This is a genomic window from Streptomyces aureocirculatus (assembly GCF_000720475.1).
In the GTDB taxonomy this organism is placed as follows: domain Bacteria; phylum Actinomycetota; class Actinomycetes; order Streptomycetales; family Streptomycetaceae; genus Streptomyces; species Streptomyces aureocirculatus.
The window spans coordinates 12180-35678 of record NZ_JOAP01000021.1; the positions used below are offsets into that span (position 1 = coordinate 12180).

General features: G+C 71.8%; 20 protein-coding genes. 10 read left to right on the forward strand and 10 right to left on the reverse strand.

The window, feature by feature from the left end:
- Nucleotides 1–169: 169 nt before the first annotated feature.
- The 6 genes from IG78_RS0120190 (at nt 170) to IG78_RS0120215 (ending at nt 7480) form a co-directional block, all read left to right on the forward strand.
- Nucleotides 170–928 carry a redox-sensing transcriptional repressor Rex gene (locus tag IG78_RS0120190; protein ID WP_030565176.1) on the forward strand — a complete coding sequence of 253 codons (759 nt, stop codon included), beginning with the start codon at nt 170–172 and terminating at the stop codon, nt 926–928.
- Complete coding sequence (locus IG78_RS0120195) at nt 925–2598, forward strand: glutamyl-tRNA reductase (RefSeq protein WP_051852795.1); 1674 nt, start codon at nt 925–927, stop codon at nt 2596–2598. The genes IG78_RS0120190 and IG78_RS0120195 overlap by 4 nt, the downstream gene beginning before the upstream one ends.
- Nucleotides 2595–3554, forward strand: a complete 960-nt coding sequence (hemC, locus tag IG78_RS0120200; protein ID WP_030565181.1) for a hydroxymethylbilane synthase — start codon at nt 2595–2597, stop codon at nt 3552–3554. The genes IG78_RS0120195 and hemC overlap by 4 nt, the downstream gene beginning before the upstream one ends.
- Nucleotides 3551–5212, forward strand: coding sequence for a bifunctional uroporphyrinogen-III C-methyltransferase/uroporphyrinogen-III synthase (locus IG78_RS0120205; RefSeq protein WP_030565183.1), 1662 nt, complete (start codon nt 3551–3553; stop codon nt 5210–5212). The genes hemC and IG78_RS0120205 overlap by 4 nt, the downstream gene beginning before the upstream one ends.
- A gap of 161 nt (nt 5213–5373) precedes the next feature.
- Nucleotides 5374–6369 carry a porphobilinogen synthase gene (gene hemB, locus IG78_RS0120210; protein ID WP_030565186.1) on the forward strand — a complete coding sequence of 332 codons (996 nt, stop codon included), beginning with the start codon at nt 5374–5376 and terminating at the stop codon, nt 6367–6369.
- Between the two features lie 118 nt (nt 6370–6487).
- Nucleotides 6488–7480, forward strand: a complete 993-nt coding sequence (locus IG78_RS0120215; RefSeq protein WP_030565188.1) for a zinc-binding dehydrogenase — start codon at nt 6488–6490, stop codon at nt 7478–7480.
- A gap of 28 nt (nt 7481–7508) precedes the next feature.
- Here IG78_RS0120215 and IG78_RS0120220 read toward each other — a convergent pair whose 3' ends face one another.
- The 3 genes from IG78_RS0120220 to IG78_RS0120230 form a co-directional block, all read right to left on the reverse strand.
- A complete protein-coding gene (locus IG78_RS0120220; RefSeq protein WP_030565190.1) occupies nt 7509–8399 on the reverse strand; it encodes an NAD(P)-dependent oxidoreductase in 891 nt (296 codons plus the stop codon).
- Between the two features lie 154 nt (nt 8400–8553).
- Entirely contained in the window at nt 8554–9084 is a 531-nt protein-coding gene (locus IG78_RS42325; RefSeq protein ID WP_030565192.1) for a DUF4232 domain-containing protein, read from the reverse strand.
- A gap of 100 nt (nt 9085–9184) precedes the next feature.
- A complete protein-coding gene (locus tag IG78_RS0120230) occupies nt 9185–9853 on the reverse strand; it encodes a DUF4232 domain-containing protein (protein WP_030565194.1) in 669 nt (222 codons plus the stop codon).
- Between the two features lie 233 nt (nt 9854–10086).
- Between IG78_RS0120230 and IG78_RS0120235 the strand changes: the two genes are divergently transcribed.
- Together IG78_RS0120235 and IG78_RS0120240 are read left to right on the forward strand one after the other, a co-directional pair.
- Nucleotides 10087–11592: a helix-turn-helix domain-containing protein gene (locus tag IG78_RS0120235; RefSeq protein ID WP_030565196.1), complete on the forward strand. Its 1506-nt coding sequence runs from the start codon at nt 10087–10089 to the stop codon at nt 11590–11592.
- A gap of 86 nt (nt 11593–11678) precedes the next feature.
- Nucleotides 11679–12923 (forward strand): aminotransferase-like domain-containing protein, encoded by a 1245-nt coding sequence (locus tag IG78_RS0120240; RefSeq protein ID WP_030565198.1) that lies wholly within the window; start codon nt 11679–11681, stop codon nt 12921–12923.
- A gap of 3 nt (nt 12924–12926) precedes the next feature.
- On the opposite strand, the gene argS is transcribed toward IG78_RS0120240, so the two are convergent.
- Nucleotides 12927–14708 (reverse strand): arginine--tRNA ligase, encoded by a 1782-nt coding sequence (gene argS, locus IG78_RS0120245; RefSeq protein WP_030565200.1) that lies wholly within the window; start codon nt 14706–14708, stop codon nt 12927–12929.
- 194 nt (nt 14709–14902) lie between these two features.
- On the opposite strand from argS, the gene lysS reads away from it, so the two are divergent.
- Complete coding sequence (gene lysS, locus IG78_RS0120250) at nt 14903–16657, forward strand: lysine--tRNA ligase (protein ID WP_030565202.1); 1755 nt, start codon at nt 14903–14905, stop codon at nt 16655–16657.
- Nucleotides 16658–16799: 142 nt separating this feature from the next.
- On the opposite strand, the gene IG78_RS0120255 is transcribed toward lysS, so the two are convergent.
- The 3 genes from IG78_RS0120255 to IG78_RS0120265 form a co-directional block, all read right to left on the reverse strand.
- Nucleotides 16800–18344, reverse strand: coding sequence for a DUF2637 domain-containing protein (locus IG78_RS0120255; RefSeq protein ID WP_030565204.1), 1545 nt, complete (start codon nt 18342–18344; stop codon nt 16800–16802).
- Between the two features lie 216 nt (nt 18345–18560).
- Nucleotides 18561–19499: a hypothetical protein gene (locus tag IG78_RS42330; protein ID WP_051852796.1), complete on the reverse strand. Its 939-nt coding sequence runs from the start codon at nt 19497–19499 to the stop codon at nt 18561–18563.
- Between the two features lie 139 nt (nt 19500–19638).
- Nucleotides 19639–20622 carry a hypothetical protein gene (locus tag IG78_RS0120265; protein WP_030565208.1) on the reverse strand — a complete coding sequence of 328 codons (984 nt, stop codon included), beginning with the start codon at nt 20620–20622 and terminating at the stop codon, nt 19639–19641.
- A 181-nt stretch (nt 20623–20803) separates the two neighbouring features.
- On the opposite strand from IG78_RS0120265, the gene IG78_RS0120270 reads away from it, so the two are divergent.
- A complete protein-coding gene (locus tag IG78_RS0120270; protein WP_030565211.1) occupies nt 20804–21997 on the forward strand; it encodes an RtcB family protein in 1194 nt (397 codons plus the stop codon).
- Between the two features lie 33 nt (nt 21998–22030).
- On the opposite strand, the gene IG78_RS0120275 is transcribed toward IG78_RS0120270, so the two are convergent.
- From IG78_RS0120275 to IG78_RS0120285, 3 genes are all read right to left on the reverse strand, one after another.
- Entirely contained in the window at nt 22031–22240 is a 210-nt protein-coding gene (locus IG78_RS0120275) for a hypothetical protein (RefSeq protein ID WP_030565213.1), read from the reverse strand.
- On the reverse strand, nt 22240–23019 hold the full coding sequence (locus IG78_RS0120280; RefSeq protein WP_030565215.1) for an SDR family NAD(P)-dependent oxidoreductase: 780 nt from the start codon (nt 23017–23019) through the stop codon (nt 22240–22242). Before IG78_RS0120280 ends, IG78_RS0120275 begins: the two co-directional genes overlap by 1 nt.
- 125 nt (nt 23020–23144) lie before the next feature.
- Nucleotides 23145–23480, reverse strand: coding sequence for a YnfA family protein (locus IG78_RS0120285; protein ID WP_030565217.1), 336 nt, complete (start codon nt 23478–23480; stop codon nt 23145–23147).
- Nucleotides 23481–23499: the final 19 nt, after the last annotated feature.

The following is a 23499-nucleotide window of genomic DNA, read 5'->3' on the forward strand; positions in this document are numbered from 1 at the left end:
CACGGAAGTGCGCCGAGGGTGCGTGACCCCGGTCACGTTGGCCGGGCAAATCGGACACCATCTTTGTGCACGCGTTCACAAAGACATAGCCTGCTGTCGACGGGGCGGTCTGGGGACACGACAACGGGTGCCAGCCCGCCTTCAGCCCCGCTCTACCCGCAGGAGCACCGTGGCAACTGGCCGAACTCACCGACCGGCGACCCGCAGCCGAGGGATTCCCGAGGCCACCGTCGCCAGGCTTCCGCTGTACCTGAGGGCTCTGACCGCGCTGTCGGAGCGCTCGGTGCCCACGGTCTCCTCCGAGGAGCTGGCCGCGGCCGCGGGGGTCAATTCCGCGAAGCTGCGCAAGGACTTCTCGTACCTCGGCTCGTACGGGACGCGGGGCGTGGGCTACGACGTCGAGTACCTCGTCTACCAGATCTCCCGTGAGCTCGGTCTGACGCAGGACTGGCCGGTTGTCATCGTCGGCATCGGCAACCTCGGTGCCGCGCTCGCGAATTACGGCGGGTTCGCCTCGCGCGGGTTCCGCGTGGCCGCCCTCATCGACGCGGATCCGGCCATGGCCGGCAAGCCCGTCGCGGGCATGCCGGTGCAGCACACGGACGACCTCGAGCGGATCATCAGCGACAACGGCGTCTCCATCGGCGTCATCGCGACCCCCGCGGGCGCCGCCCAGCAGGTGTGCGACCGGCTCGTGGCCGCGGGCATCACCTCCATCCTGAACTTCGCGCCGACCGTCCTGTCCGTGCCGGACGGCGTCGACGTGCGCAAGGTCGACCTCTCCATCGAGCTGCAGATCCTCGCCTTCCACGAGCAGCGCAAGGCCGGCGAGGACGCCGCGGCGGACGACGGCACGGCCGCGCCCGCCGTCGCCAAGGACCACCGCAAGGGACCCGACGGGGACGTCCCCGCCGTGATGCCGGCATGAGTCTCCTCGTCGTGGGCCTCAGTCACCGCAGCGCCCCGGTCAGCGTCCTGGAGCGGGCCGCGCTCACTGTCGGCGCGCAGGCCAAGCTGCTGCACGACACGGTGGCCGCCGAGCCCGCGGTTGAGGCCGCGGTGCTCGCGACCTGCAACCGCATCGAGCTGTACGCGGACGTGGACAAGTTCCACGCGGGCGTCGCCGAGCTGTCGACGCTGCTCGCGCTGCACAGCGGCGTGGGCCTCGAGGAGCTCACCTCTCATCTGTACGTGCACTACGAGGACCGCGCCGTCCACCACCTGTTCTCGGTGGCGTGCGGGCTCGACTCCATGGTCGTGGGCGAGGGCCAGATCCTCGGCCAGATCAAGGACTCGCTCGCGCGGGCACAGGAGCTGCACACCGCGGGCCGCCTCCTCAACGACCTCTTCCAGCAGGCCCTGCGCGTGGGCAAGCGGGCGCACTCGGAGACCGGCATCGACCGGGCCGGGCAGTCGCTCGTCACCTTCGGCCTCGAACAGCTCGCGGGCCGCGAGTCCGTGTCCGCCTGGGCCAAGGGCAAGCGCGCCCTGGTGATCGGCGCGGGCTCCATGTCCTCGCTGGCCGCCGCGACGCTCGCGCGCTCCGGCGTGGACGAGGTCGTCGTGGCCAACCGCACCCTGGAGCGGGCCGAGCGCCTCGCCGCGATCCTCGGCGACGGCGGCACCGGAGTCACCGCCCGCGCCGTCCCGATGGACAGCGTGGCGAAGGAACTTACACGTGCCGACGTGGCCGTGTCCTGCACCGGAGCGACGGGTCTCGTCCTCACCGCCGCCGACGTCATGGCGGCGCTCGCGGGACGCGCCGGTACGCCGACGACGGACGACGGTTCCGTGGCCTGCCCCGACGACGACTGCGTGATCACCCCGGCCCCGGCCCGCGGCGATCGCCCGGACCCCGCCGCCGACACCCCGGCCCCCAGCACCGCGGACGGTTGTCCCGTGGGCCCCGAGGTCGGGGACGAGACCGCGTACGAGCAGCATGCCGCGCTCGTCGGCAACAGCCCCGCCATAGGTGGTGCTCCGGCGCGCACGAGCCGTACGGCCCCGGCCGCCCTGGCCTCCGCCGCGCGCGGCGCCGCGCTGCACCTGCTCGACCTCGCCATGCCCCGGGACATCGACGCCACCGCGCACCGCCTCACCGGCGTGCGGCTCGTCGACATCGAGTCCCTGGCGGACGCCTCCGCGGACGCGCCGATGGCCGCCGACGTGGACGCCGTGCGCACGATCGTGTCCGACGAGGTCGCCGCGTTCGGCGCCGCGCAGCGGGCCGCGCACATCACGCCGACCGTCGTCGCCCTGCGCACCATGGCCGCCGACGTCGTCAGCAGCGAGATGGCCCGGCTCGACGGCAGGCTGCCCGCGCTCGGCGACAAGGAGCGCGCCGAGATCACACAGACCGTGCGCCGCGTCGTCGACAAGCTGCTGCACGCGCCGACCGTGCGGGTGAAGCAGTTGGCCAGCGAGCCCGGCGGCGCCGGGTACGCCGACGCCCTGCGCACCCTGTTCGACCTCGACCCGGAGACGGTCGCCGCCCTCTCCCGGGCCGATCTCCTGACCAACGCGGCCGGGCGCCCCGACCAGCAGCTCCAGCAACTCCAGCTCCAAGAGAACGACGAATCCAAGCGAGGCCGCGCATGACCGAGAAGGCTCTGCGACTCGGGACCAGGCGCAGCAAGCTGGCCATGGCCCAGTCCGGGCAGGTGGCACGGAAGGTCACCGAACTGACGGGGCGGCCCGTCGAACTGGTGGAGATCACCACGTTCGGCGACACCTCCCGCGAGCACCTCGCGCAGATCGGCGGCACCGGGGTGTTCGTCACCGCGCTGCGCGACGCGCTGCTCGCCGGTGAGGTCGACTTCGCCGTGCACTCGCTGAAGGACCTGCCCACGGCCCAGCCCGCCGAGCTGACGCTCGCCGCGGTGCCCGAGCGCGAGGACCCGCGGGACGCGCTGATCGCCCGGGACGGGCTGACCTTCGCGCAGCTTCCCGACGGGGCCCGCGTGGGCACGGGTTCGCCGCGCCGCATGGCGCAGTTGAACGCCTACGCGCGCAGCCACGGCTTGTCCATGGAGACCGTGCCGATCCGCGGGAACGTCGACACCCGCATCGGATACGTACGCGACGGGAAGCTCGACGCCGTCGTGCTCGCCGCCGCGGGACTCAGCCGCGTCGGCCGGACCGACGAGGTGACCGACTTCCTGTCGGTCGACACAGTTCTGCCCGCCCCCGGCCAGGGGGCACTGGCGATCGAGTGCGCAGCGACCAACGCGTCACTCGCCGCCGCGCTCGCCGAGCTCGACGACCCGTACACGCGGGTCGCCGTGACCGCCGAGCGATCCCTGCTCGCCGCTCTGGAGGCCGGCTGCAGCGCACCTGTGGGTGCGTTGGCCGACGTCCTGACCGACGGGCAGATTGTCAAGGAAATGCGCCTGCGCGGCGTCGTCGGTGCCACCGACGGCTCGACGCTGGTGCATCTGTCCACCACCGGTCCCGTGCCCGGGACACACGACCAGGCGATGGCACTCGGACGGGAACTCGCCGTCGAGATGCTTGCCAAGGGCGCGGCCGGTCTGATGGGGGAGCGAGCACTTTGAGCCCCACCTCGAACCTTCCCGGCATTCCCGCACACGGGCACGTCACCTTTCTGGGTGCCGGACCCGGAGATCCGGGACTGCTGACTCTGCGCGCCGTCGAGGCGCTGGCCCGAGCGGATGTGCTGATCGCCGAGCCGGATGTTCTCGATGTCGTACGTGTGCATGCCCGAGGGGGTGTGGACACACCTCTCCCGCAGGCCGCTGACGGCACGTCAGCGAAGATCGACGGGCCGTCGGCCTCAGTCGCCGCCAATCTTGTCATGGAGGGCGCGCGGGGCGGCAGGCGGGTCGTGCGTGCGGTGAGCGGCGATCCGGGCCTTGATGCGTACGCGGCGGGCGAGATGCTCGCCTGCGCCGCCGAGGGCATCCCCTTCGAGGTGGTGCCCGGCATCGCGGCCGCGGTCGGGGTGCCCGCGTACGCGGGTGTCCCGCTGCGGGACGCGCAGGGCACCGACGTGCGGTTCGTCGACGCGCGTACCGCCTCCGAGCGCTGCTGGGGGGAGGTCGGCGCGTCCGACGGGACCGTGGTGGTCTCCACGTCCCTGGACTCGGTCGCGGCCGCCGCCGGCGAGCTGGTCTCCGCCGGGCGCAAGCCGGACACCCCGATGACGGTGACGGTCGCAGGTACGACGACGCGCCAGCGCACCTGGACCGCGACGCTCGGCACCATCGCGCAGGTGCTCAAGCAGGCCAAGGTGCTGCCGTCGCCGGACGGCGGGCAGCCCGTCATAGCCGTGGTCGGTGAGCGCTCCGCGGCCGCGCAGCGCGACCAGTTGTCGTGGTTCGAGTCGAAGCCGCTCTTCGGGTGGCGGGTCCTCGTGCCGCGTACCAAGGAACAGGCCGCCTCTCTCTCCGACCAGCTCCGTTCCTACGGCGCGGTGCCGCACGAGGTGCCGACGATCGCCGTCGAGCCGCCGCGGACGCCGCAGCAGATGGAGCGGGCTGTCAAGGGCCTGGTGACCGGGCGCTACGAGTGGATCGCCTTCACGTCGGTCAACGCCGTCAAGGCGGTGCGGGAGAAGTTCGAGGAGTACGGGCTCGACGCCCGTGCCTTCGCCGGGATCAAGGTCGCCGCGGTGGGCGAGCAGACCGCCGCCGCGCTGATCGCCTTCGGCGTGAAGCCGGATCTGGTGCCCAGCGGGGAGCAGTCCGCCGCCGGTCTCCTGGAGGACTGGCCGCCGTACGACCCCGTCTTCGACCCGATCGACCGGGTGTTCCTGCCGCGGGCCGACATCGCCACGGAGACGCTTGTCGCCGGGCTCATCGACCTGGGCTGGGAGGTCGACGACGTGACGGCCTACCGGACCGTGCGGGCGTCGCCGCCGCCGGCGGACACCCGGGAGGCCATCAAGGGCGGCGGGTTCGACGCGGTGCTCTTCACCTCGTCGAGCACCGTGCGGAACCTGGTGGGCATCGCGGGGAAGCCGCACAACGTGACCGTGATCGCCTGCATCGGGCCCGCCACCGCGAAGACCGCGGAGGAGCACGGGTTGCGGGTGGACGTCATGGCTCCGGAGCCTTCCGTGCACAAGCTCGCCGAGGCGTTGGCTCAGTTCGGGGCGGCGCGGCGGGCTGCCGCCCTGGAGGCGGGCGACGCCGTCACTCGGCCCAGTGAGCGGCGGCCGGGGGCGCGGCGGCGGCGGGCGGCGGCGCCGTAGCCCTGGCGGTTTGTCGGCGCTCCGCGCCTCGTGCTCAAACTCCCCCAAGCTCTCAAGGAGCAGGGGGTACCCCCTCGACGGGCTGAAACCTTGCCGCACCGGCGAGAGTTCGAGCGGGCGGGTGAAGCAAACAGCCAAATCACGGTGAGGTGGATGCAGGAGTGAGTACGTACGGTTCGTTCCCGGGGGCGCGGCCGCGGCGGCTGCGTACGGTTCCCGCCATGCGGCGCATGGTCGCCGAGACCCGGCTGCACCCGGCCGATCTGGTGCTGCCCGCGTTCGTGCGGGAGGGCATCGCGGAGCCGATGGAGATCGGGTCGATGCCGGGGGTGGTGCAGCACACCCGGGACACGCTGAAGAAGGCCGCCGCGGAGGCGGTCGCGGCGGGGGTCAGCGGGATCATGCTGTACGGGGTGCCGGAGGAGTCCAAGAAGGACGGCCCGGGCACCGTGGGCACCGACCCGGACGGCATTCTCCAGGTGGCGCTCAGGGATGTGCGGGCGGAGGTCGGGGACGACCTGCTCGTCATGTCCGACCTGTGTCTGGACGAGTTCACCGACCACGGGCACTGCGGTGTCCTGGACGAGCGGGGCCGGGTCGACAACGACGCGACCCTGGAGCGGTACGCGGAGATGGCGCAGGTCCAGGCCGACGCGGGTGCCCATGTGGTGGGGCCGAGCGGGATGATGGACGGCCAGATCGGCGTCATCAGGGACGCGCTCGACCAGACGGGGCACGAGGACGTCGCGGTGCTCGCGTACACGGCGAAGTACGCGTCGGCGTTCTTCGGGCCCTTCCGGGACGCCGTGGGATCGTCGCTCAAGGGTGACCGCAAGACGTACCAGCAGGACCCGGCCAACATCCGGGAGTCCCTGCGGGAGCTGGCGCTCGACCTCGAAGAGGGCGCCGACATGGTGATGGTCAAGCCCGCGGGGCCCTACCTCGACATCGTCGCCAAGGTCGCGGACGCGGCCCAGGTGCCCGTCGCCGCGTACCAGGTCTCCGGCGAGTACGCGATGATCGAGGCCGCCGCCGAGCGCGGCTGGATCGACCGGGACCGGGCGATCATGGAGTCCCTCACCGGCATCAAGCGGGCGGGCGCGAGCATCATCCTCACCTACTGGGCCACCGAGGCGGCGCGGCGGTTGCAGTCGTAGCTGGAGCGACGGCGGTCGCGTCGCGGTACCTGACAGCGGTTGGAGTCTCTTGACTTCAACCGCTGTTGAGGTTCGAGGGTGGGTGCATCGAGCCGTTTCCCACCTCCGGGAGGACCAGATGTACGCCGTCGTACTCCATGAATTCGGGCCCGCCGCCAACCTGCGGTACGAGACAGTGCCCGACCCCATACCCGCGCCCGGGCAGGTGCGGATCGCCGTGCGGGCCGCCGGGGTGCACTTCATCGAGACGGTGCTGCGGGCGGGCGCGGGCGGTGACCTGGCGCCACCGTTGCCCGAGCTGCCCGCGATCTTCGGCGGGGAGGTCGCCGGTGTGGTGGACTCCGTGGGTCCCGGAGTGGGGCAGGAGTGGCTGGGGCGGCCGGTGGTGACCGCGTACGGCACCCCCGGCGGCTACGCCGAACTGGCCGTCGCCGACGTCGGCGAGCTGCACCCGGTGCCCGCCGGGCTCGGCTTCGAGGCCGCCGTCGCCATGGTGGTCACCGGCACCACCGCCGTCGGCCTCCTCGACACCGCCGCACTCACCCCGGATGACGTCGTCCTGGTGACATCGGCGGCGGGCGGTGTGGGGCGGCTCGTCGTGCAGTACGCGCACGAGCTCGGCGCGGTCGTCGTCGGCGCCGCGGGCGGACCCGCCAAGGTCGCCGCCGTACGCAAGCTCGGCGCCGACGGCGGCCCCGAGGTCGTCGCCGTCGACTACGACGCGGAAGGCTGGGACGACGAGGTGCGGGCGCGGCTCGGCGGGCGCGGCGTCAGCGTCGTCCTGGACGGGGTGGGCGGGGCGAAGGCGGCGGCCGCGTTCGGGCTGCTCGCCGAGGGTGGCCGGTTCGTGTCCATCGGGTCCGCGTCCCAGGAGGAGTTCGCGCCCGGCGAGGACGTCCTCGCAGCGCGCGGCCTCACCTACGTCGACGCCCTGATGCGGCTCATCACGCGGCCCGAGGACCGCCCGGAGCACGAGCGCCGCGCCCTGGCCGCCGCCGCGGCGGGCCATCTCACGCCCGCCGTCCAGTCGTTCCCGCTGTCGCACGCCGCCGAGGTGCACGCGGCCCTCGAACAGCGGCGGACGACCGGCAAGGTGGTCCTCGTCCCGTGATGCCGTGGCGGCTCTCGGCCTGGCTGCCCTACGGCGTCTTGAGCAGCTCGGAGAGGCGGGACAGACCGTCGGCGCCGTACCCCTCGGCGACGGCACGGTCCAGGAGCGGTCGCAGGGACGCGAACAGCAGGTCCTGGACGCTCTGTTCGGCGAACGCCTGCGCGAGGTTGGGCACCGCCGCCTGATTCACGGCCAGGCTGGACACGTCCGTGAGGTGCTGTCCGGAGTCGAGTGCCTCGGCGGTGCCCGGCACGATGCCCTGGGTCATCGCGACGACCCAGTCGAGCAGGAGCGGCGCGAATTCCTTCGCGGGCACACCCGCGCTGCCGATCAGGGCGTAGGCCTGCGAGACGCCCAGACCCATGCCGTACATGCCGGTCAGCAGGGCGAGGTCCCACAGCGCGGCGAGGCCCGCGTCCGTGCCCACCCACTTGGTGTCCGCGAGGGCGGCGAGCGTGTCGCGGTGCGCCGTGTACGCGTCCTCGTCGCCGCTGTAGAGGATGTACGCCTGCGGGCCCGCGATCATCTGTGGTACGGCCATGATGCCGCCGTCCACGTAGGAGACGCCGTGCTCCCGCGCCCAGGCGGCGAGGTCCCGTGCCTGGGAGGGCGTGCCGTTGGTCAGGTTCACCAGGGTGCGGCCGCGCAGCTCATCGGTGAGCGGGGCGAACAGGTCGCGCACGTTGTCGTTGGTCGTCAGGCAGACGATGACGAGGGGGCTCGCGGTGACCGCGTCCCGGGCGGTGTCCGCGGGCGTCGCGCCCTGGGCGACGAGCGGCCCGGTCTTCGCGGCGCTGCGGTTCCAGACGGTGGTGGGGTGGCCCGCCTTCAGCAGGGCCGCCGCCAGGGCGGTGCCCATCATGCCGAGGCCCAGGACGGAGACGGGGCGGGAGGCGGGAGTGTGGTCGGTGGCAGGCATGGGTGCTCCTGGATAGGCACTGGCGAGGATCGAGGTGTCACTGGGGAACATCTCGATCCTCGCCAGACCCGTAGGGAGCGACAAGTACCGACTATTTGGTGCGGTACTCACCGCAAGGTAAGCAGGCGCCCGGCTCCGGCGCCCGCCGCGCGGACTACCAGGCGAGGGCGGCCGCGGCGTTCGGCTGCCAGTAGGTGACCGCGGCCGAGCTGTCCAGGTACACGCCGCCACCGGGCAGCTTCAGGTCCTTCGAGCCGCCCACGCTGCCGGTCCAGGCGCGGTTGGCGAACGACACGCCGAGGTCACGGGCCTGGTAGCCGTGCGTGCCCTGCGGCGTCGACGTGAGGATGCCCGCGTACGCCGACTGACCGGGCTCCAGCGAGACGACCGCCTGCGGGACGCTGTCGCGGTTGACCGCGGTCGCGGACTGCGCGTCGTCGAATCGCAGGTACGGCGCGTTGTACGCGAAGCAGGTCTTGCCGCCGGTGTTGGTGGCCTTCAGGAGAAGGTGGTTGACCGGGCTGTTGACCTTCTTGACGGTCACCTCGGTGTTCGCGGCGGAACAGGTGACGTGGCCCGCCGCGGCGGGGGCGGCCTGGGCGGTGCCCGCGGAGACCGTGGCGGTCAGGGCCGCGGCGGCCAGGGCGAGGGTGGCGAAGGTGCGGGTGCGGGACGTGTTGCGCATCGTGGTGCCTCTCGGGTTCGTTGCCGGTCTGGTGCCGGTCTGTACGTGTACGGGGTTCCGTACGTGTACGGGGTGCGCGCGGTGCGCGGTGCGGCGCGGGTCAGTTCAGAGCCGACGCGGAGTCGGACTGCCAGTAGGTGACGCGCAGGGAGCTGTCGATGTTCACGCCCTCCGCCGGGATCGTGGCGTCGGCGAACTCGTCACTGCCCTCGAAGCCGACCTCCAGGCTGTTCACCTGCCGGCTCGCGCCGCCACTGCCGTCACCGGCGAGCAGGATCGCGGCGGCGTAGCCCTTGGCGCCGGGCCTCAGCGACGTGACCGCCTGCGGCTTGCTCTCCTCGATCACCGGCGGCACCGACTGGGCGCCCTCGAACTTGAGGATCGGATGGCCCGCCAGGTCGCACATCGTGGAGCCGGTGTTGGTGACGGTGATCAGCATGTGGTTCAGCGGGCGCGTGACCGGGGTGGCCGTGACGGAGGTGTTGGCGGCGGTGCAGGGGACGCGGTTCTCGGGAGCGTTCGGATCGCTGTCCGCGCCCTGGTCCGTCGCCGCGCCGTCGGAGCCGCCGGCGCCGGTGGACTCGCCGGAACCGGTGGTGCGCGTCCTGTCCGACGTGGGCTCGGTGCCGCTTCCCGCTCCGTCGCCGCTGTCGGCCGCGGACGGCTTCGACGCGCCCTCGTCCCGTACTCCGTCATCATTGCCCCCGCACGCCGTCAGCGACAGCGCTGCGAGCGCGACGGTGGCGGCGGCGAACATACGGGTGCGCATGAGTGATCCCTCTCGACGGGTTCGTGGATGTGATGTGCATGACGTACATACGGGGGAGAAGCGCGCCTCCTGGCCGGAGGGCCCGGTCGGCGTGCTTGGATGGCTGAAGCTTGTACGCCGCTTCGTCCCAGGGGCCAGCCCGGCCGGGAAGTACGGGACGCTGGAATGGCCGTACTGGCTCTGACCTGGGGGGACAGGTCTCGTCTGGAACGGTCGCACGGGACGGAGGAACGGTGGGGGCAGAGGGATTCGCCGACCTGCTGAAGGAGCTCAAGGAGCGGTCCGGACTCAGTTACGGGGTGCTGGCCAAGCGGCTGCACATGAGCACGTCGACGCTGCACCGGTATGTGAACGGCACTGCCGTGCCGGTGGAGTTCGCCCCAGTGGAGCGGTTGGGTCGTCTCTGCAAGGCTTCGCCGGAGGAGCTGGTGGAGCTTCATCGGCGGTGGATCGTCGCCGATGCGGGGCGGGGGCGCCGGGATGGTGGCGCCCCCGCGGATGGTGGCGTGCCGCCCGAGTTCGGGGAGCCGGAACGTGGGGGTGCTCCCGGGGACGGGGTGCTGCCTGCGTCCGGTGTGCCGGAACACGGGGCTGTGCCCACCCGTCCCGCCCTGCGGGACGATTGCCCACAGCGGGAGCAGGAGCGGGGTGGGGACGCGCGGCCGGAGCAGGGGCTCGAAGGGGCGCCCGATGTGCCGCTCGTGACGGACAGTGTGCCGACGCAGGCGTCGGGGAAGCGGCGGCGGTTGGTCGTTGTTGCCGCTGTGGGGGCCGTGCTCGCTCTGGGGGGTACCGCGCTCGCCCTGCAGTCCGGGTTCGGCGGCGGGTCCTCCGGTGACGGCAGGAAGACGTCCGCCGACAGCGTGCCGACCGCCGCGGGCGAGGACGCCGAGGGCGGGGAGCGGAAGCAGAGCCCGTCGGCCAAGGCGTCCGCCGGACACACGCCCGGGAAGAAGAAGGGCGGCGGCGAAGGCGAAGGCGACGGCGACGAAGCCGGGGACGGGAAGCCCGGCGGGGCCAAGGGGCCCACGGGCAAGGGCGGCCCGGCGTCCTCCGGGGGCTCGGGCGGCGGCGGCACCGGTGCCCCCGGCACGGCGTCCGACGCGGTGCCCCTGACGGTGTCCACGCATCCGCACTACTGGTACGACCCCTGCGGCACCCCGTACCTCGTCGCGAGGGAGCCCAAGCGCCTCTCCCCGCCGCCCAACGAGCAGGACGCCCCCGGCTGGGTGAACGCGAACGGCGCCGTCCCCGCGGGGCGGCAGACCGTGAAACTGGTCGTCCAGGGCACGGGCGACGACACCGTCGTCCTGGAGTCGCTCGACGTCCGTGTCGTCGGCAGCGGAGCGCCGCTCAAGCGCAACGCCTACGAGATGGGGTACGTCGGCGTCGGCTGCGGCGGCAATGTGCCCCAGCACTCCTTCGACGTGAACCTCGACGTGTCGGTCCCGCGCCTGACACCCAAATCCGGGGAGGTCAACTTCCCGTACAAGGTGAGCGAGAAGGACCCCGCGGCCTTCTACGTCGACGCCGACGTCAAGGCGCACGACGTGAGCTGGTTCCTGGAACTGGAGTGGTCCAGCGGCAAACGGCACGGCACCGTGCGGATCGACGACTCGGGCAAGCCGTTCCGCACCAGCGGCGAGGGCGACAACCCCACGTTCGGGTACTCCCTCGACAGCAAGAAGTGGGTCGAGGTCGAGCGCAATCCGGACGGGGGCGTGGAAGTGGTGCGGTAGCCCGCGGTCCGTATCGCGGAATGGCTGTTGTAGGCGGCACCCGCGTGCTTACCCTGCCCGGGACTTCACGTAGGGAAGGGAACCCGATGACGGTCACCAGCAGCGCCCCCGCCGACGCCCCCACGCCGCCGCTCGCCGCGCGTGCCGCCGCCATCGGGGGTTCGCCGGTACGGGACATGCTCGCGATCACCGCGAGGCCCGAGGTCATCAACTTCGCCGGCGGCCTGCCCGCGCCCGAACTCTTCGACGTGCGCAACGTCGCCGCCACCTACCAGGCCGTGTTCGACGCGGCACCGGAGCGGGCCATGCAGTACTCGACGACCGAGGGCGAGCCCGCGCTGCGCACCGCGCTCGCCGAGCGGTACACGACCCGCTCCCTCGCCACCGGCGCCGACGACCTGCTCGTCACCACCGGCTCACAGCAGGGCCTTTCGCTCCTCGCCACCGCGCTCGTCGAACCCGGTGACACGGTGCTCGTGGAGAACCCCTGCTATCTGGCGGCACTTCAGGTGTTCGCGTTCGCGGGCGCGCGGGTCGTGGCCGTGCCCGGGGACGACGACGGCGTCGACCCGGACGCCCTGGACGCGCTCGTCGCCGAGCACCGGCCCAAGCTGTTCTACACCGTGCCCACGTTCCAGAACCCGACCGGCAGGACCATGCCGGGGGACCGCAGGGCCGCCGTGGCCGCGGTCGCCGCCCGGCGCGGGGTGTGGATCATCGAGGACGACCCGTACGGGGAGCTGCGGTTCGAGGGCGAGCGCGTTCCCTGGATCGCCTCGTACGCCGGTGCCGAGGACCGGACCGTGGTGCTTGGGAGCTTCTCCAAGGTGATGGCGCCGGGAATGCGCCTCGGGTGGCTGCGGGCGCCCGGCGCGCTGCGGCGGGCCTGTGCCATCGCCAAGCAGGCCGCCGATCTGCACACTCCCACCGTCAATCAGCTCGCCGCCGCGCGGTATCTCGCGGACCATGACCTGGACGCGCATGTGGCCAGGGTGGCCGGGGTGTACCGGGAGCGGCGGGATGCCATGCTCGCCGGGGCCGGGGACGCCCTCCCTGCCGGGTCCTCGTGGAATCGGCCCGAGGGTGGGATGTTCCTCTGGGTGCGGTTGCCTTCGGGGTACGACGCCACCGCGTTGCTGCCCGGCGTTGTCGCCCACAATGTGGCGTACGTGCCGGGGGCGCCGTTCTTCGCCGGGGAACCGGAGCCCGAGGCCCTCCGGCTGTGCTTCGTCACGCAGACGCCCGATGAGATCGCCGAAGGGCTGCGGCGGCTTCGACTGGGGCTCGCCGGACCAGTTGCCCGCAGCGGGGGGCAGGCAACTGGTCCGTGACCGTTACAGGCGCTCGGGGGTGCGGACGCCCAGGAGTTCCATACCCCTGTTGAGGGTGCGGGCCGTGAGGGCGACGAGGAACAGGCGGTTCTCGACGACCTCGGCGGGGTTGTCGGCGCTGAGCACCTGGCACTGGTCGTAGAACGTGGTCAGGTGCGAGGCGAGCTGGTACAGGTACGCGGCCAGCTTGTGCGGGGCGTACTCCTCGGCGGCCTCCGCGACCGTCGCCGCGAACTGGTCCAGGTGCAGGCCGAGGGCCCGCTCCGCCGGGGCGAGGTCAAGCTCGGGGTGCGCGACGGGACGGGCCTCGCCCGCCTTGCGCAGGATCGACTGGATGCGCGCGTAGGCGTACTGGAGGTAGACCGATGTGTCGCCGTTCAGCGAGACCATCTGGTCCAGGTCGAACTTGTAGTCCCGTACCGCCGACGTGGAGAGGTCCGCGTACTTCACGGCGCCGATGCCGACCTGCCGGCCGTTCTCAAGGATCTCCTCCTCGCTCAGGCCCACCTTCTCGGCCTTCGAGCGCACCACGGCCGTCGCCCGGTCGATCGCCTCGTCGAGCAGGTCGATCAGCCGGACCGTCTCGCCCTCACGGGTCTTGAACGGCTTGCCGTCCTTGCCGAGGACCGTGCCGAAGGCGAGCTGCACCGCCTTGACGTCGTCGGTCAGCCAGCCCGCCCTGCGCGCCGTCTCGAAGACCATCTTGAAGTGCAGGGACTGGCGGGCGTCGACCACGTACAGAAGCGTGTCCGCCTTCACGTTGAAGACGCGGTCGCGGATCGCGGAGAGGTCCGTGGCCGCGTAGCCGAAGCCGCCGTCGGACTTCTGGACGATCAGCGGGACCGGGTTGCCGTCGGGGCCCTTCACATCGTCGAAGAACACGCACAGCGCGCCCTCGGAGCGGACCGCGACGCCCGACTCCTCAAGGAGCCGGCAGGTCTCGGCCAGCATGTCGTTGTAGCCCGACTCGCCGACGATGTCCTCGTCGTGGATCTCCACGTCCAGCTTGCCGAAGACCGAGTAGAAGTAGATCTTCGACTCGTCCACGAACCGCTGCCAGAGCGCGATCGTCTCCGGGTCACCTGCCTGGAGATCCACGACCCGGCGCCGGGCGCGGGTCTTGAACTCCTCGTCGGAGTCGAAGAGCACCCGGGCGGACTTGTAGATGCGGTTGAGGTTGGACATCGCCTCCTCGCCCGCCTTCTCGCCCTCGGCAGTTGTCTGCTTGTGGTCCAGCTCGTGCGGGTGCTCCAGGAGGTACTGGATGAGCATGCCGAACTGGGTGCCCCAGTCACCGATGTGGTGCCGGTTGACGATCTTCTCGCCGGTGAATTCGAGAATCCGCTTCACGGCGTTGCCGATCACCGAGTTCCGCAGGTGGCCGACGTGCATCTCCTTGGCCACGTTCGGCTGCGCCCAGTCGATCACCGTGGTGCCGGGGTGCTCCGCGAACGGCACGCCGAGGCGGTCGCCGTCGGCGGCGCGGGCCGCGAGCGTCTCCACGACGGCCCGGTCCGTGACCGTGATGTTCAGGAAGCCGGGGCCCGACACCTCGACGTCGCGCAGCAGCTCAGGGGCGTCGATCGAGTCGACGACCTTGGTGGCGAGCTCCCGCGGGTTGGCCTTCGCCTTCTTCGCCAGCGCGAGGATGCCGTTGGCCTGGAAGTCCGCCCGGTCGCTGCGTCGCAGCAGCGGGTCCGCGGCTCCGGCCTCCGGCAGCGCTGCCGAGAGGGCGTCCGCGAGACGCTGGTGGACGGATGCGCTGAGGGACGTGACCGGGGCCATGAGCTTCCGTTCTGGTAAATGGCGTGCATCAGGGTGAGCGTCAAGTGTCCCATGGGGAGGGGCGCCGGTTCGCCCGGATAAAACCGCCCCGGCAGGCCCCCGTGCGCCTCGCCGGGCGCAACCCCGGACCGGGTCCCGCCGTCTGGGAGAATGGCTCACGCCAGATTCCCTGAATCCCGAGGAAACAAGAGGACGTGCCGACCGTGGCTCAGAGCACCGATACCACCGACTGGGTCTCCCGCTACGCGGACGAGGTCATCGCCGAGTCGGAGCGTCGTGCCCCGGGCAAACCTGTGGTCGTCGCCTCCGGCCTGTCTCCCTCAGGACCCGTCCACCTGGGCAACCTCCGCGAGGTCATGACCCCGCACCTCGTCGCCGACGAGATCCGCCGCCGCGGCCACCAGGTCCGGCACCTGATCTCCTGGGACGACTACGACCGGTACCGCAAGGTCCCGGCGGGCGTCCCCGGCGTCGACGAGTCCTGGGCCGAGCACATCGGCAAGCCGCTGACCTCCGTGCCCGCGCCCGCCGGGTCCGCGTACCCGAACTGGGCCGAGCACTTCAAGGCCGCGATGGCGGCCTCGCTCGCGGAGCTCGGCGTGGAGTACGACGGCATCAGCCAGACCGAGCAGTACACCTCCGGGGTCTACCGCGAGCAGATCCTGCACGCGATGCGGCGCCGCGGCGACATCGACGCGATCCTCGACCAGTACCGCACGAAGAAGGACCCGGCCAAGGCCAAGGGCAAGCAGCAGCAGAAGCCTGCCGACGAGGCCGAGCTGGAGGCCGCCGAGGGCTCCGGCGCGGCCGCCGAGGACGACGGCAGCGGTGGCGCCGGCGGGTACTTCCCGTACAAGCCCTACTGCGGGCAGTGCGGCAAGGACCTCACCACCGTCACCTCCTACGACGACGGCTCGACCGAGCTGGCCTACACCTGCACGGCCTGCGGCTTCGAGGAGACCGTGCGCCTGAGCGAGTTCAACCGCGGCAAGCTGGTGTGGAAGGTCGACTGGCCGATGCGCTGGGCCTACGAGGGCGTGATCTTCGAGCCCAGCGGCGTCGACCACTCCTCGCCCGGCTCCTCGTTCGTCGTCGGCGGGCAGATCGTCCGGCAGATCTTCGACGGCGTCCAGCCCATCGGCCCCATGTACGCCTTCGTCGGGATCTCCGGCATGGCCAAGATGTCCTCCTCGCGCGGCGGCGTGCCCACGCCCGCCGACGCGCTGAAGATCATGGAAGCGCCGCTGCTCCGCTGGCTCTACGCCCGCCGCAGGCCCAACCAGGCCTTCAAGATCGCCTTCGACCAGGAGATCCAGCGGCTCTACGACGAGTGGGACAAGCTCGCCGCGAAGGTCGCCGACGGATCCGCGCTGCCCGCCGACGCCGCCGCGTACGCGCGCGCCGTGGGCACGGCCGCGGGGCCGCTGCCCGCGACCCCGCACCCGCTGCCGTACCGCACGCTCGCCTCCGTCGCGGACATCACCGCCGGCGCCGAGGACCAGACGCTGCGCATCCTGTCCGAGCTCGACCCGGCCGACCCCCTCGCCTCCCTCGACGAGGCGAGGCCGCGCCTCGACAGGGCCGAGGCGTGGATCAACGCCCATGTCCCCGCCGACCAGCGCACGGTCGTACGGGACACCCCGGACACGGAACTGCTCGCGTCCCTCGACGAGGAGGCCCGCGAGTCGCTCCGGCTGCTCCTGGAGGGCCTTGACTCCCACTGGTCCCTGGACGGCCTGACCCACCTCGTGTACGGCGTCCCGAAGGTCCGCGCCGGCTTCTCCGCCGACGCCGGTCCCAAGGAACTCCCGCCGGAGATCAAGACCGCCCAGCGCACCTTCTTCGCGCTCCTGTACCACCTGCTCGTGAGCCGCGACACCGGCCCGCGCCTGCCCACGCTGCTCCTCGCCGTGGGAGCGGAGCGGGTACGCAAGCTGCTCGGGGTCTAGGGCCTGTCGTCAAACTCCCTCCGTCGCCCGGAGGGCGGCCCCGCGGCGTCAGGCGCGTGCTCTCGGCGTGCCGGGCGCAGGTCCTCGTACTGGACGGAGGGAGTTTGACGACAGGCCCTAGGGCGTCGCGGGGGCCGGGCCGCTACGCGATGTGTTCGGCGTCCTCGTCGAGCGAGCGCTGGTAGCGGTCGCGGAAGTCGCGCAGGTACGGGCGGAGCGTGCTCTCCGTCAGGGGGCCGCCGGACTGGCCGGTGACGCCGTACAGGTCCATCAGGTACAGGCTGAACTGGCGGGCGTTGGGGTAGTCGCCCAGCTCGCTCACATACTTGCGGAAGGCGTTGAAGTACGCCTCCTCGCGGGTCATGTCGTCCGGCAGCCCCGCACCCTCCGCCGCGGCGGGCTCGGGGAGGGGCTCAGGGGCGCTCTCGGGGGCCGGGGCCTGCTCCTCGCGCGGGCCCGGGATCAGCGGGGGGTTGGCGAGGGGGCGGGTGCGGCCCGGGCCCGCCGGGACACGGAAGCCCGAGCCGTCGTCGACCGCCTCGGCCCGCTGCTCGTAGGCCTGCTGGGCGTGAGTCTGCTGTTCGTGGGCCTGCTGGGCGTGGGCCTGCTGGGCGTGAGTCTGCTGCTCGTAGGCCTGCTGCTCGTAGGCCTGTTGGTCGGCGTACTGCTGCTGCTCGTACGCCAACTGCTCGGCGTAGCCCTGTCCCTGCCCCTGTGCCTGTTCCTCGTACCACTCGTCGTACGGGGCCTCCGGGTCGTACGACACCGGGCCCTCGGCGTACTGCTGCGGCGGCTGCGGGGCCGCGAACCACGGGCTCACGTGGGCGCCGGGGTGCTGCTCCTCGGGGTGCGGGTGCTCCTCGGGGGCGGGCTCCGGCGCCGGGGCGGGCACCGGGTCCGGGAGGGGGCGGGGGTCGGGGGACGGGGCCTTGGTCAGGGCCGCGGGGGTCGGGGGCTCGGGCTTCGTCAGCTCCGGCTTGTGGGGGGCCGGGGTGGCCGGAGTCATGGGCGGGAGCAGGGCGGGTTCGATACCGGCTGCCGCCAGGCCCGCCGGAGCCGTCTCCGCGAGCGGTACGCCGTAACGGGCGAGGCGCAGCGGCATCAGGGACTCCACCGGGGCCTTGCGGCGCCAGGAGCGGCCGAAGCGGGACCGCAGCCGGGCCTGGTACACCAGGCGCTCCTGCTCCAGCTTGATCACCTGGTCGTAGGAGCGCAGCTCCCACAGCTTCATGCGCCGCCACAGCAGGAACGTCGGCACGGGGGAGAGCAGCCAGCGCGTCAGGCGCACGCCCTCCATGTGCTTGTCGGCCGTGATGTCGGCGATCCGGCCGATCGCGTGCCGCGCCGCCTCCACCGCGACCACGAACAGCACCGGGATGACCGCGTGCATGCCCACGCCCAGCGGGTCCGGCCAGGCAGCGGCGCCGTTGAAGGCGATGGTGGCGGCCGTGAGCAGCCACGCCGTCTGGCGGAGCAGCGGGAAGGGGATCCTGGTCCAGGTCAGCAGGAGATCGAGCGCCAGCAGGACGCAGATGCCCGCGTCGATGCCGATGGGGAACACCATCGAGAAGGAGCCGAAGCCCTTCTTCTCGGCCAGCTCGCGCACGGCCGCGTACGACCCCGCGAAGCCGATCCCCGCGATGACGAGCGCACCGAAGACGACGACCCCGATGAGTATCCGGTGCATGCGCGTTAGCTGCATCGCGGCCACCCGCGAACCCCTCCCTGCCTGTGTCCGTACCGGTGCCTGCCCGGCGTGTTGCGAGCGACAGCCTGGCACATCCGTGCGGGCACTCGTACGCCGGTACGGCAGGAGCCCGGCCGCAGCGACGGCCGGGCTCCTGCAACTGCTTCTTCAATCTCCCTGCGGGGGCGGCGAGTTGATGGTGTGTCGGGGGAGGGGTCAGCTCTTCGCGTCGTTCTCCGGCGCGGCACCGGACCCCTCGCCGGAGCCCTTGGAGTCCTCGGAGCCCTTGTCCTCGGAGCCCTTGGGGTCCTTGGACTCCTCGGCGCCCTTGCCGTCCCCGGCACCCTTGTCCTTCTCGGCGTCCTTGCCACCCGTGGCCGGACCCTCGGCGCCGCCCGCCTTGTTGGCGGCGGTGACCGCCGCGACGGCCTCCTTGGCGGCCTTCTGGGTGTCCTTGGCGAGCGAGGACGCGTCCGGCGACTTGTCGCCCGCGAGACCCGCGCCGTTGTAGTCGACGGTGACGACGGCGTTCTCCACGCGGGCCACGAGCGTCTGCTGCTTGAAGGTGTCCTTGTCCTTCTTGACGTCATAGCTGACCAGCGTCGCCTGGTCGCCCACGCCCTGCACCGGCGTGGTCTTGACGCCCTTGGCGTCCTTCGCCGCCTGGGCGTCGGTGACCTGCTTGGTGAAGTTGGTCTGGGCGCGCTTGGCGCCCGCGCCGAGCGACTGGTCGGACTCGAAACGGTTCAGCGAGACCCGCAGCCAGCGGAACTGCGAGCCGTCGACGCCGTTGTTGTCCAGGCTGTCCCAGGTGCAGTTGCCGCGCGTGGACACGTCGTCCGACGTGCCCGCCTTGCCGGACTTGTTCTTGGCGGCGGGGACGAGGTCGCCGAGCGTCTTCTTGGAGAGCGCGGCACAGGGCTCGGGGAGCTTGCTGAAGGCCGCCTTCTCCACCTCGGCGGGCTTGTCGCCGGAGCCGTCGGCGCCACCCGACGCGGCGGCCGAGGACTCGGCGGCGCCGGTGTCCTTCTTGTCCCCGTCCGATCCGGAGTCGTCGCCGCTGCAGGCGGAGGCGAAGAGGATCACCGGTACGGCGGCCGCGCCCACAAGAACGCGGGTGAGTCGCTGTCGCTGTCGCTGTGCGGGTCGGTGCATGGTTCCTTCACTCAGGTTCACGGGTTCACTCGGGTCGCTCGGCGTCCGTGCCGTTCGATGGGGCCGTTGAGTCACCGTACGCGGTGTGCGAACCGGGTGACCCGGGTTCGAGGCAGCCCGCGGGCGGGCCGCGGGGGCGTCAGCCGTCGAACCTGTCGGCGAGCTTCCCGGCCAGTTCGCGCGCGTTGTCCTGCATTTCCTTGGAATCGGGGACCTCGGTGCGGCGGGCGGGCTGCTCGTCGTACTCGACGGTGACGATCACGTTCGACGTGCGGAACACCACAGTCACGGTGCGGTGCCGGGTGGCCGACGCGGCGGTCGCGAGGGCGTCATTGACGAAGGCCTCGTCGCCCAGGTCGTCGAGGGTGCGCGGTTCGTAGCCGTCGGGGGTGGAGCGGGTGGCCGCGGGGTCGTCGGCGGCATCGGGGCCGGGGTCGTCCCCGGCGCCGTCGTCGGCCTGACCTGTGGGGCGGGCCGCGGGGTCCTCGGCCTTGTGCGAGCTGCGGGAGCCGCGGGAGCCGTCGGGGCGGGCGGTGGCACCGGACTTGCCGTCCTCACCCGCGGTGGGGCCGTCGGACGCGTCGGACGCGTCGGTCCCGCCGGCCCCGTCCGTGGCACCGGGCTCGTCGCTCCCGCCGTTCTCGTCGCCGCCCTCCGGGGACTCGGCGTCGGACGGTTCCGGAATGCCCGCCTCCGTCAGCTTCGCCCGGTAGTTGTCCTCGGCGCGGGTGTCGTCGCTGACCGTCCCGTCGTACGACACCACGCGCTCGAAGTCGATCAGCAGATGGTGCGTGGCGTCCGGCGCCTCGACCTTCCAGCGGCAGCCCACACGCCGGTCGTTGTCGTAGGTGACCGTGGCGGCGCCCTCGTAGGCCTTCTCGCGCTGGACGGAGTCCTCGATGTCCGTGATGCCGGGCAGCAGGGAGTCGAGCGAGGACTGGTCGACCGCGCCGCAGGGCTCGGGCAGCGTGCGGTACTTGCCGGGCTCCGCGACGACCGTGGAGCTGCCGGACTCGCCCGGCTTGCCGTCGTCGCCGCCGGTGGTGCCCGAGTTGCCGGTGCACCCCGCGAGCAGCACCATGAGGAGCGCGGCGGCGCCCGGTACGTAGACCCTCCGCTGCACCGTGCTGGCTCCTCTCGACGTGGACGGCCTGGTTATTCGGTTGCCGCCGGCGGACGGCCGGTGGACACAATGTGTATCGCACGCGCCGCTGTGGATGCCGGTCCGTTGTCTCATACGTCGACCTTGGCGCCGGTATTTGCGCTTCACGTCTTTTGTTGCTGTACGGGGGAATGAGGAAGTCATGTCGTACGTGGAACTGCCGGGTGCGAACGTGCCCATCCGGATGTGGGCGGACCCCAGGACGGTCGAGGGTGCCGCGATGCAGCAGCTCCAGAACGTCGCCACGCTGCCGTGGATCAAGGGCCTGGCCGTGATGCCGGACGTCCACTACGGCAAGGGCGCCACGGTCGGCTCGGTCATCGCCATGCAGGGTGCCGTGTGCCCGGCCGCGGTGGGGGTCGACATCGGCTGCGGAATGTCGGCGGTGAGGACGTCGCTGACGGCCGCCGACCTGCCCGACGACCTGTCCCGGCTGCGCTCGAAGGTCGAGCAGGCGATTCCGGTGGGGCGGGGGATGCATGAGGACCCCGTCGGGCCTGGGCGCTTCCACGGGGTGGCCACCGGGGGGTGGGACGACTTCTGGGGGCGGTTCGACGGCGTGGCGGAGGCGGTCAAATTCCGTCAGGAACGGGCCGTGAAGCAGATGGGAACGCTTGGGTCGGGCAATCACTTCGTAGAGATTTGTGTAGATATGTCCGATTCGGTGTGGCTCATGCTGCACTCCGGGTCCCGCAACATCGGCAAGGAGCTCGCCGACCACCACATCGGAGTCGCCCGCGACCTGCCGCACAACCAGGGCCTGGTGGACCGCGACCTGGCGGTCTTCATCGCGGACACCCCGCAGATGGCGGCGTACCGCAACGACCTGTTCTGGGCGCAGGAGTACGCGAAGTACAACCGGAAGCTCATGATGGAACTCCTGAAGGACGTGATCCGCAAGGAGTTCAAGAAGGCCCGTCCCGACTTCGAGCAGGAGATCTCCTGCCACCACAACTACGTGTCCGAGGAGCGGTACGACGGCATGGACCTGCTGGTCACCCGCAAGGGCGCGATCCGCGCGGGCTCCGGTGACCACGGCATCATCCCGGGCTCGATGGGCACCGGCTCGTACATCGTGAAGGGCCTCGGCAACGAGGCGTCCTTCAACTCCGCGTCGCACGGCGCGGGCCGCAGGATGAGCCGCAACGCCGCGAAGAAGCGGTTCTCCACACAGGACCTGGAGGAGCAGACGCGGGGCGTGGAGTGCCGCAAGGACTCCGGTGTCGTGGACGAGATCCCCGGGGCGTACAAGTCCATCGACAAGGTCATCGACCAGCAGACGGACCTGGTCCAGGTGGTGGCGAAGCTGAAGCAGGTCGTCTGCGTCAAGGGCTGAGCGGGTGTCTGGCGTCGGGGGCTGAGCGGGCGCCTACCCGGAGTGGGTGACCGCGTAGATCATGACGAAGGCGACGATGTGGATGCCGAAGAGGAAGTACGCGAGGTACCACCACACCATGCGTTCGTTCTTCTTCTCCTCTGCCAGGCGGCGGGACTCCTGTTCGTAGGTGAGCCTGGCCAGCGGGTCCGGGGAGTCGGGCGAGCCACCGGGGGAGCCGGGGTCGTCGGCGGCGTACGTCATCACAGCTCCCGGTGGACCTTCGTGTTGGAGGCCTGGGCGCGGGGGCGGACCACGAGGAGGTCGATGTTGACGTGCGGCGGGCGGGTGACCGCCCAGGTGATCGTGTCCGCCACGTCCTCGGCGGTGAGCGGCTCGGCCACGCCCGCGTAGACCTTGGCCGCCTTCTCCTCGTCGCCGCCGAAGCGGGTCAGCGCGAAGCCCTCCGTCCTGACCATGCCGGGGGCGACCTCGATCACGCGGACCGGGGTGCCGACGATCTCCAGGCGGAGGGTCTCGGCGAGTACGTGCTCGGCGTGCTTGGCCGCCACGTATCCGGCGCCGCCCTCGTACGTGCCGTGGCCCGCCGTCGAGGAGACCACGACCACGGTGCCGTCGCCGCTCGCGGTGAGCGCGGGGAGCAGGGCCTGGGTGACGTTCAGGGTGCCGATGACGTTCGTCTCGTACATCTGGCGCCAGTCATCGGGGTCGCCCGTCGCGACCGGGTCGGCGCCGAGCGCGCCGCCCGCGTTGTTCACGAGGACCGCCACCTTGCGGAAGGCCGACGCGAAGGTGTCGACGGCCGCGCGGTCGGTGACGTCGAGGGCGTACGCCGTCGCGTCGTGCCCCGCGGCCGTCAGCTCGGCGGCCAGGGCCTCGATGCGGTCCTTGCGGCGGGCCGTGAGCACCACCCGGTGGCCTGCCGCCGCGAGGCCGCGTGCGGTGGCCGCGCCGATGCCGCCGCTGGCACCGGTGACGATCGCGATGCCGGGCTTGCGGGGCGATTCGGCGGCGGCTGCCATGCGGGGCTCCCTGGGGTTCGGGTCCGGTTTCGGGTCGGATCCGGCTGCGTACGTGCGTTCCGTGCTGAGCCGGTCCGGTCAGCATAGGCGGGCTTGGGCCCGGGCCCCACGGGGAGTCGGGCGCCTCAGTCGCCGCGCGGGGCGTACATGATCACGGCCATGCCCGCGAGGCAGATCAGCGCGCCCGTGACGTCCCAGCGGTCGGGCCGGTAACCGTCCGCGACCGCGCCCCAGGCGAGCGAACCGGCCACGAAGACCCCGCCGTACGCGGCCAGGATGCGGCCGAACTCGGCGTCGGGCTGGAGGGTGGCGACGAAGCCGTAGGCACCGAGCGCCAGCACTCCGGCGCCGATCCACAGTTGGCCACGGTGTTCGCGCACGCCCTGCCAGACCAGCCAGGCGCCTCCGATCTCGAAGAGGGCGGCGACGACGAAGAGAGCTGCGGAGCGGGCGACCGACATGGTCATCAGGGTGGCATGT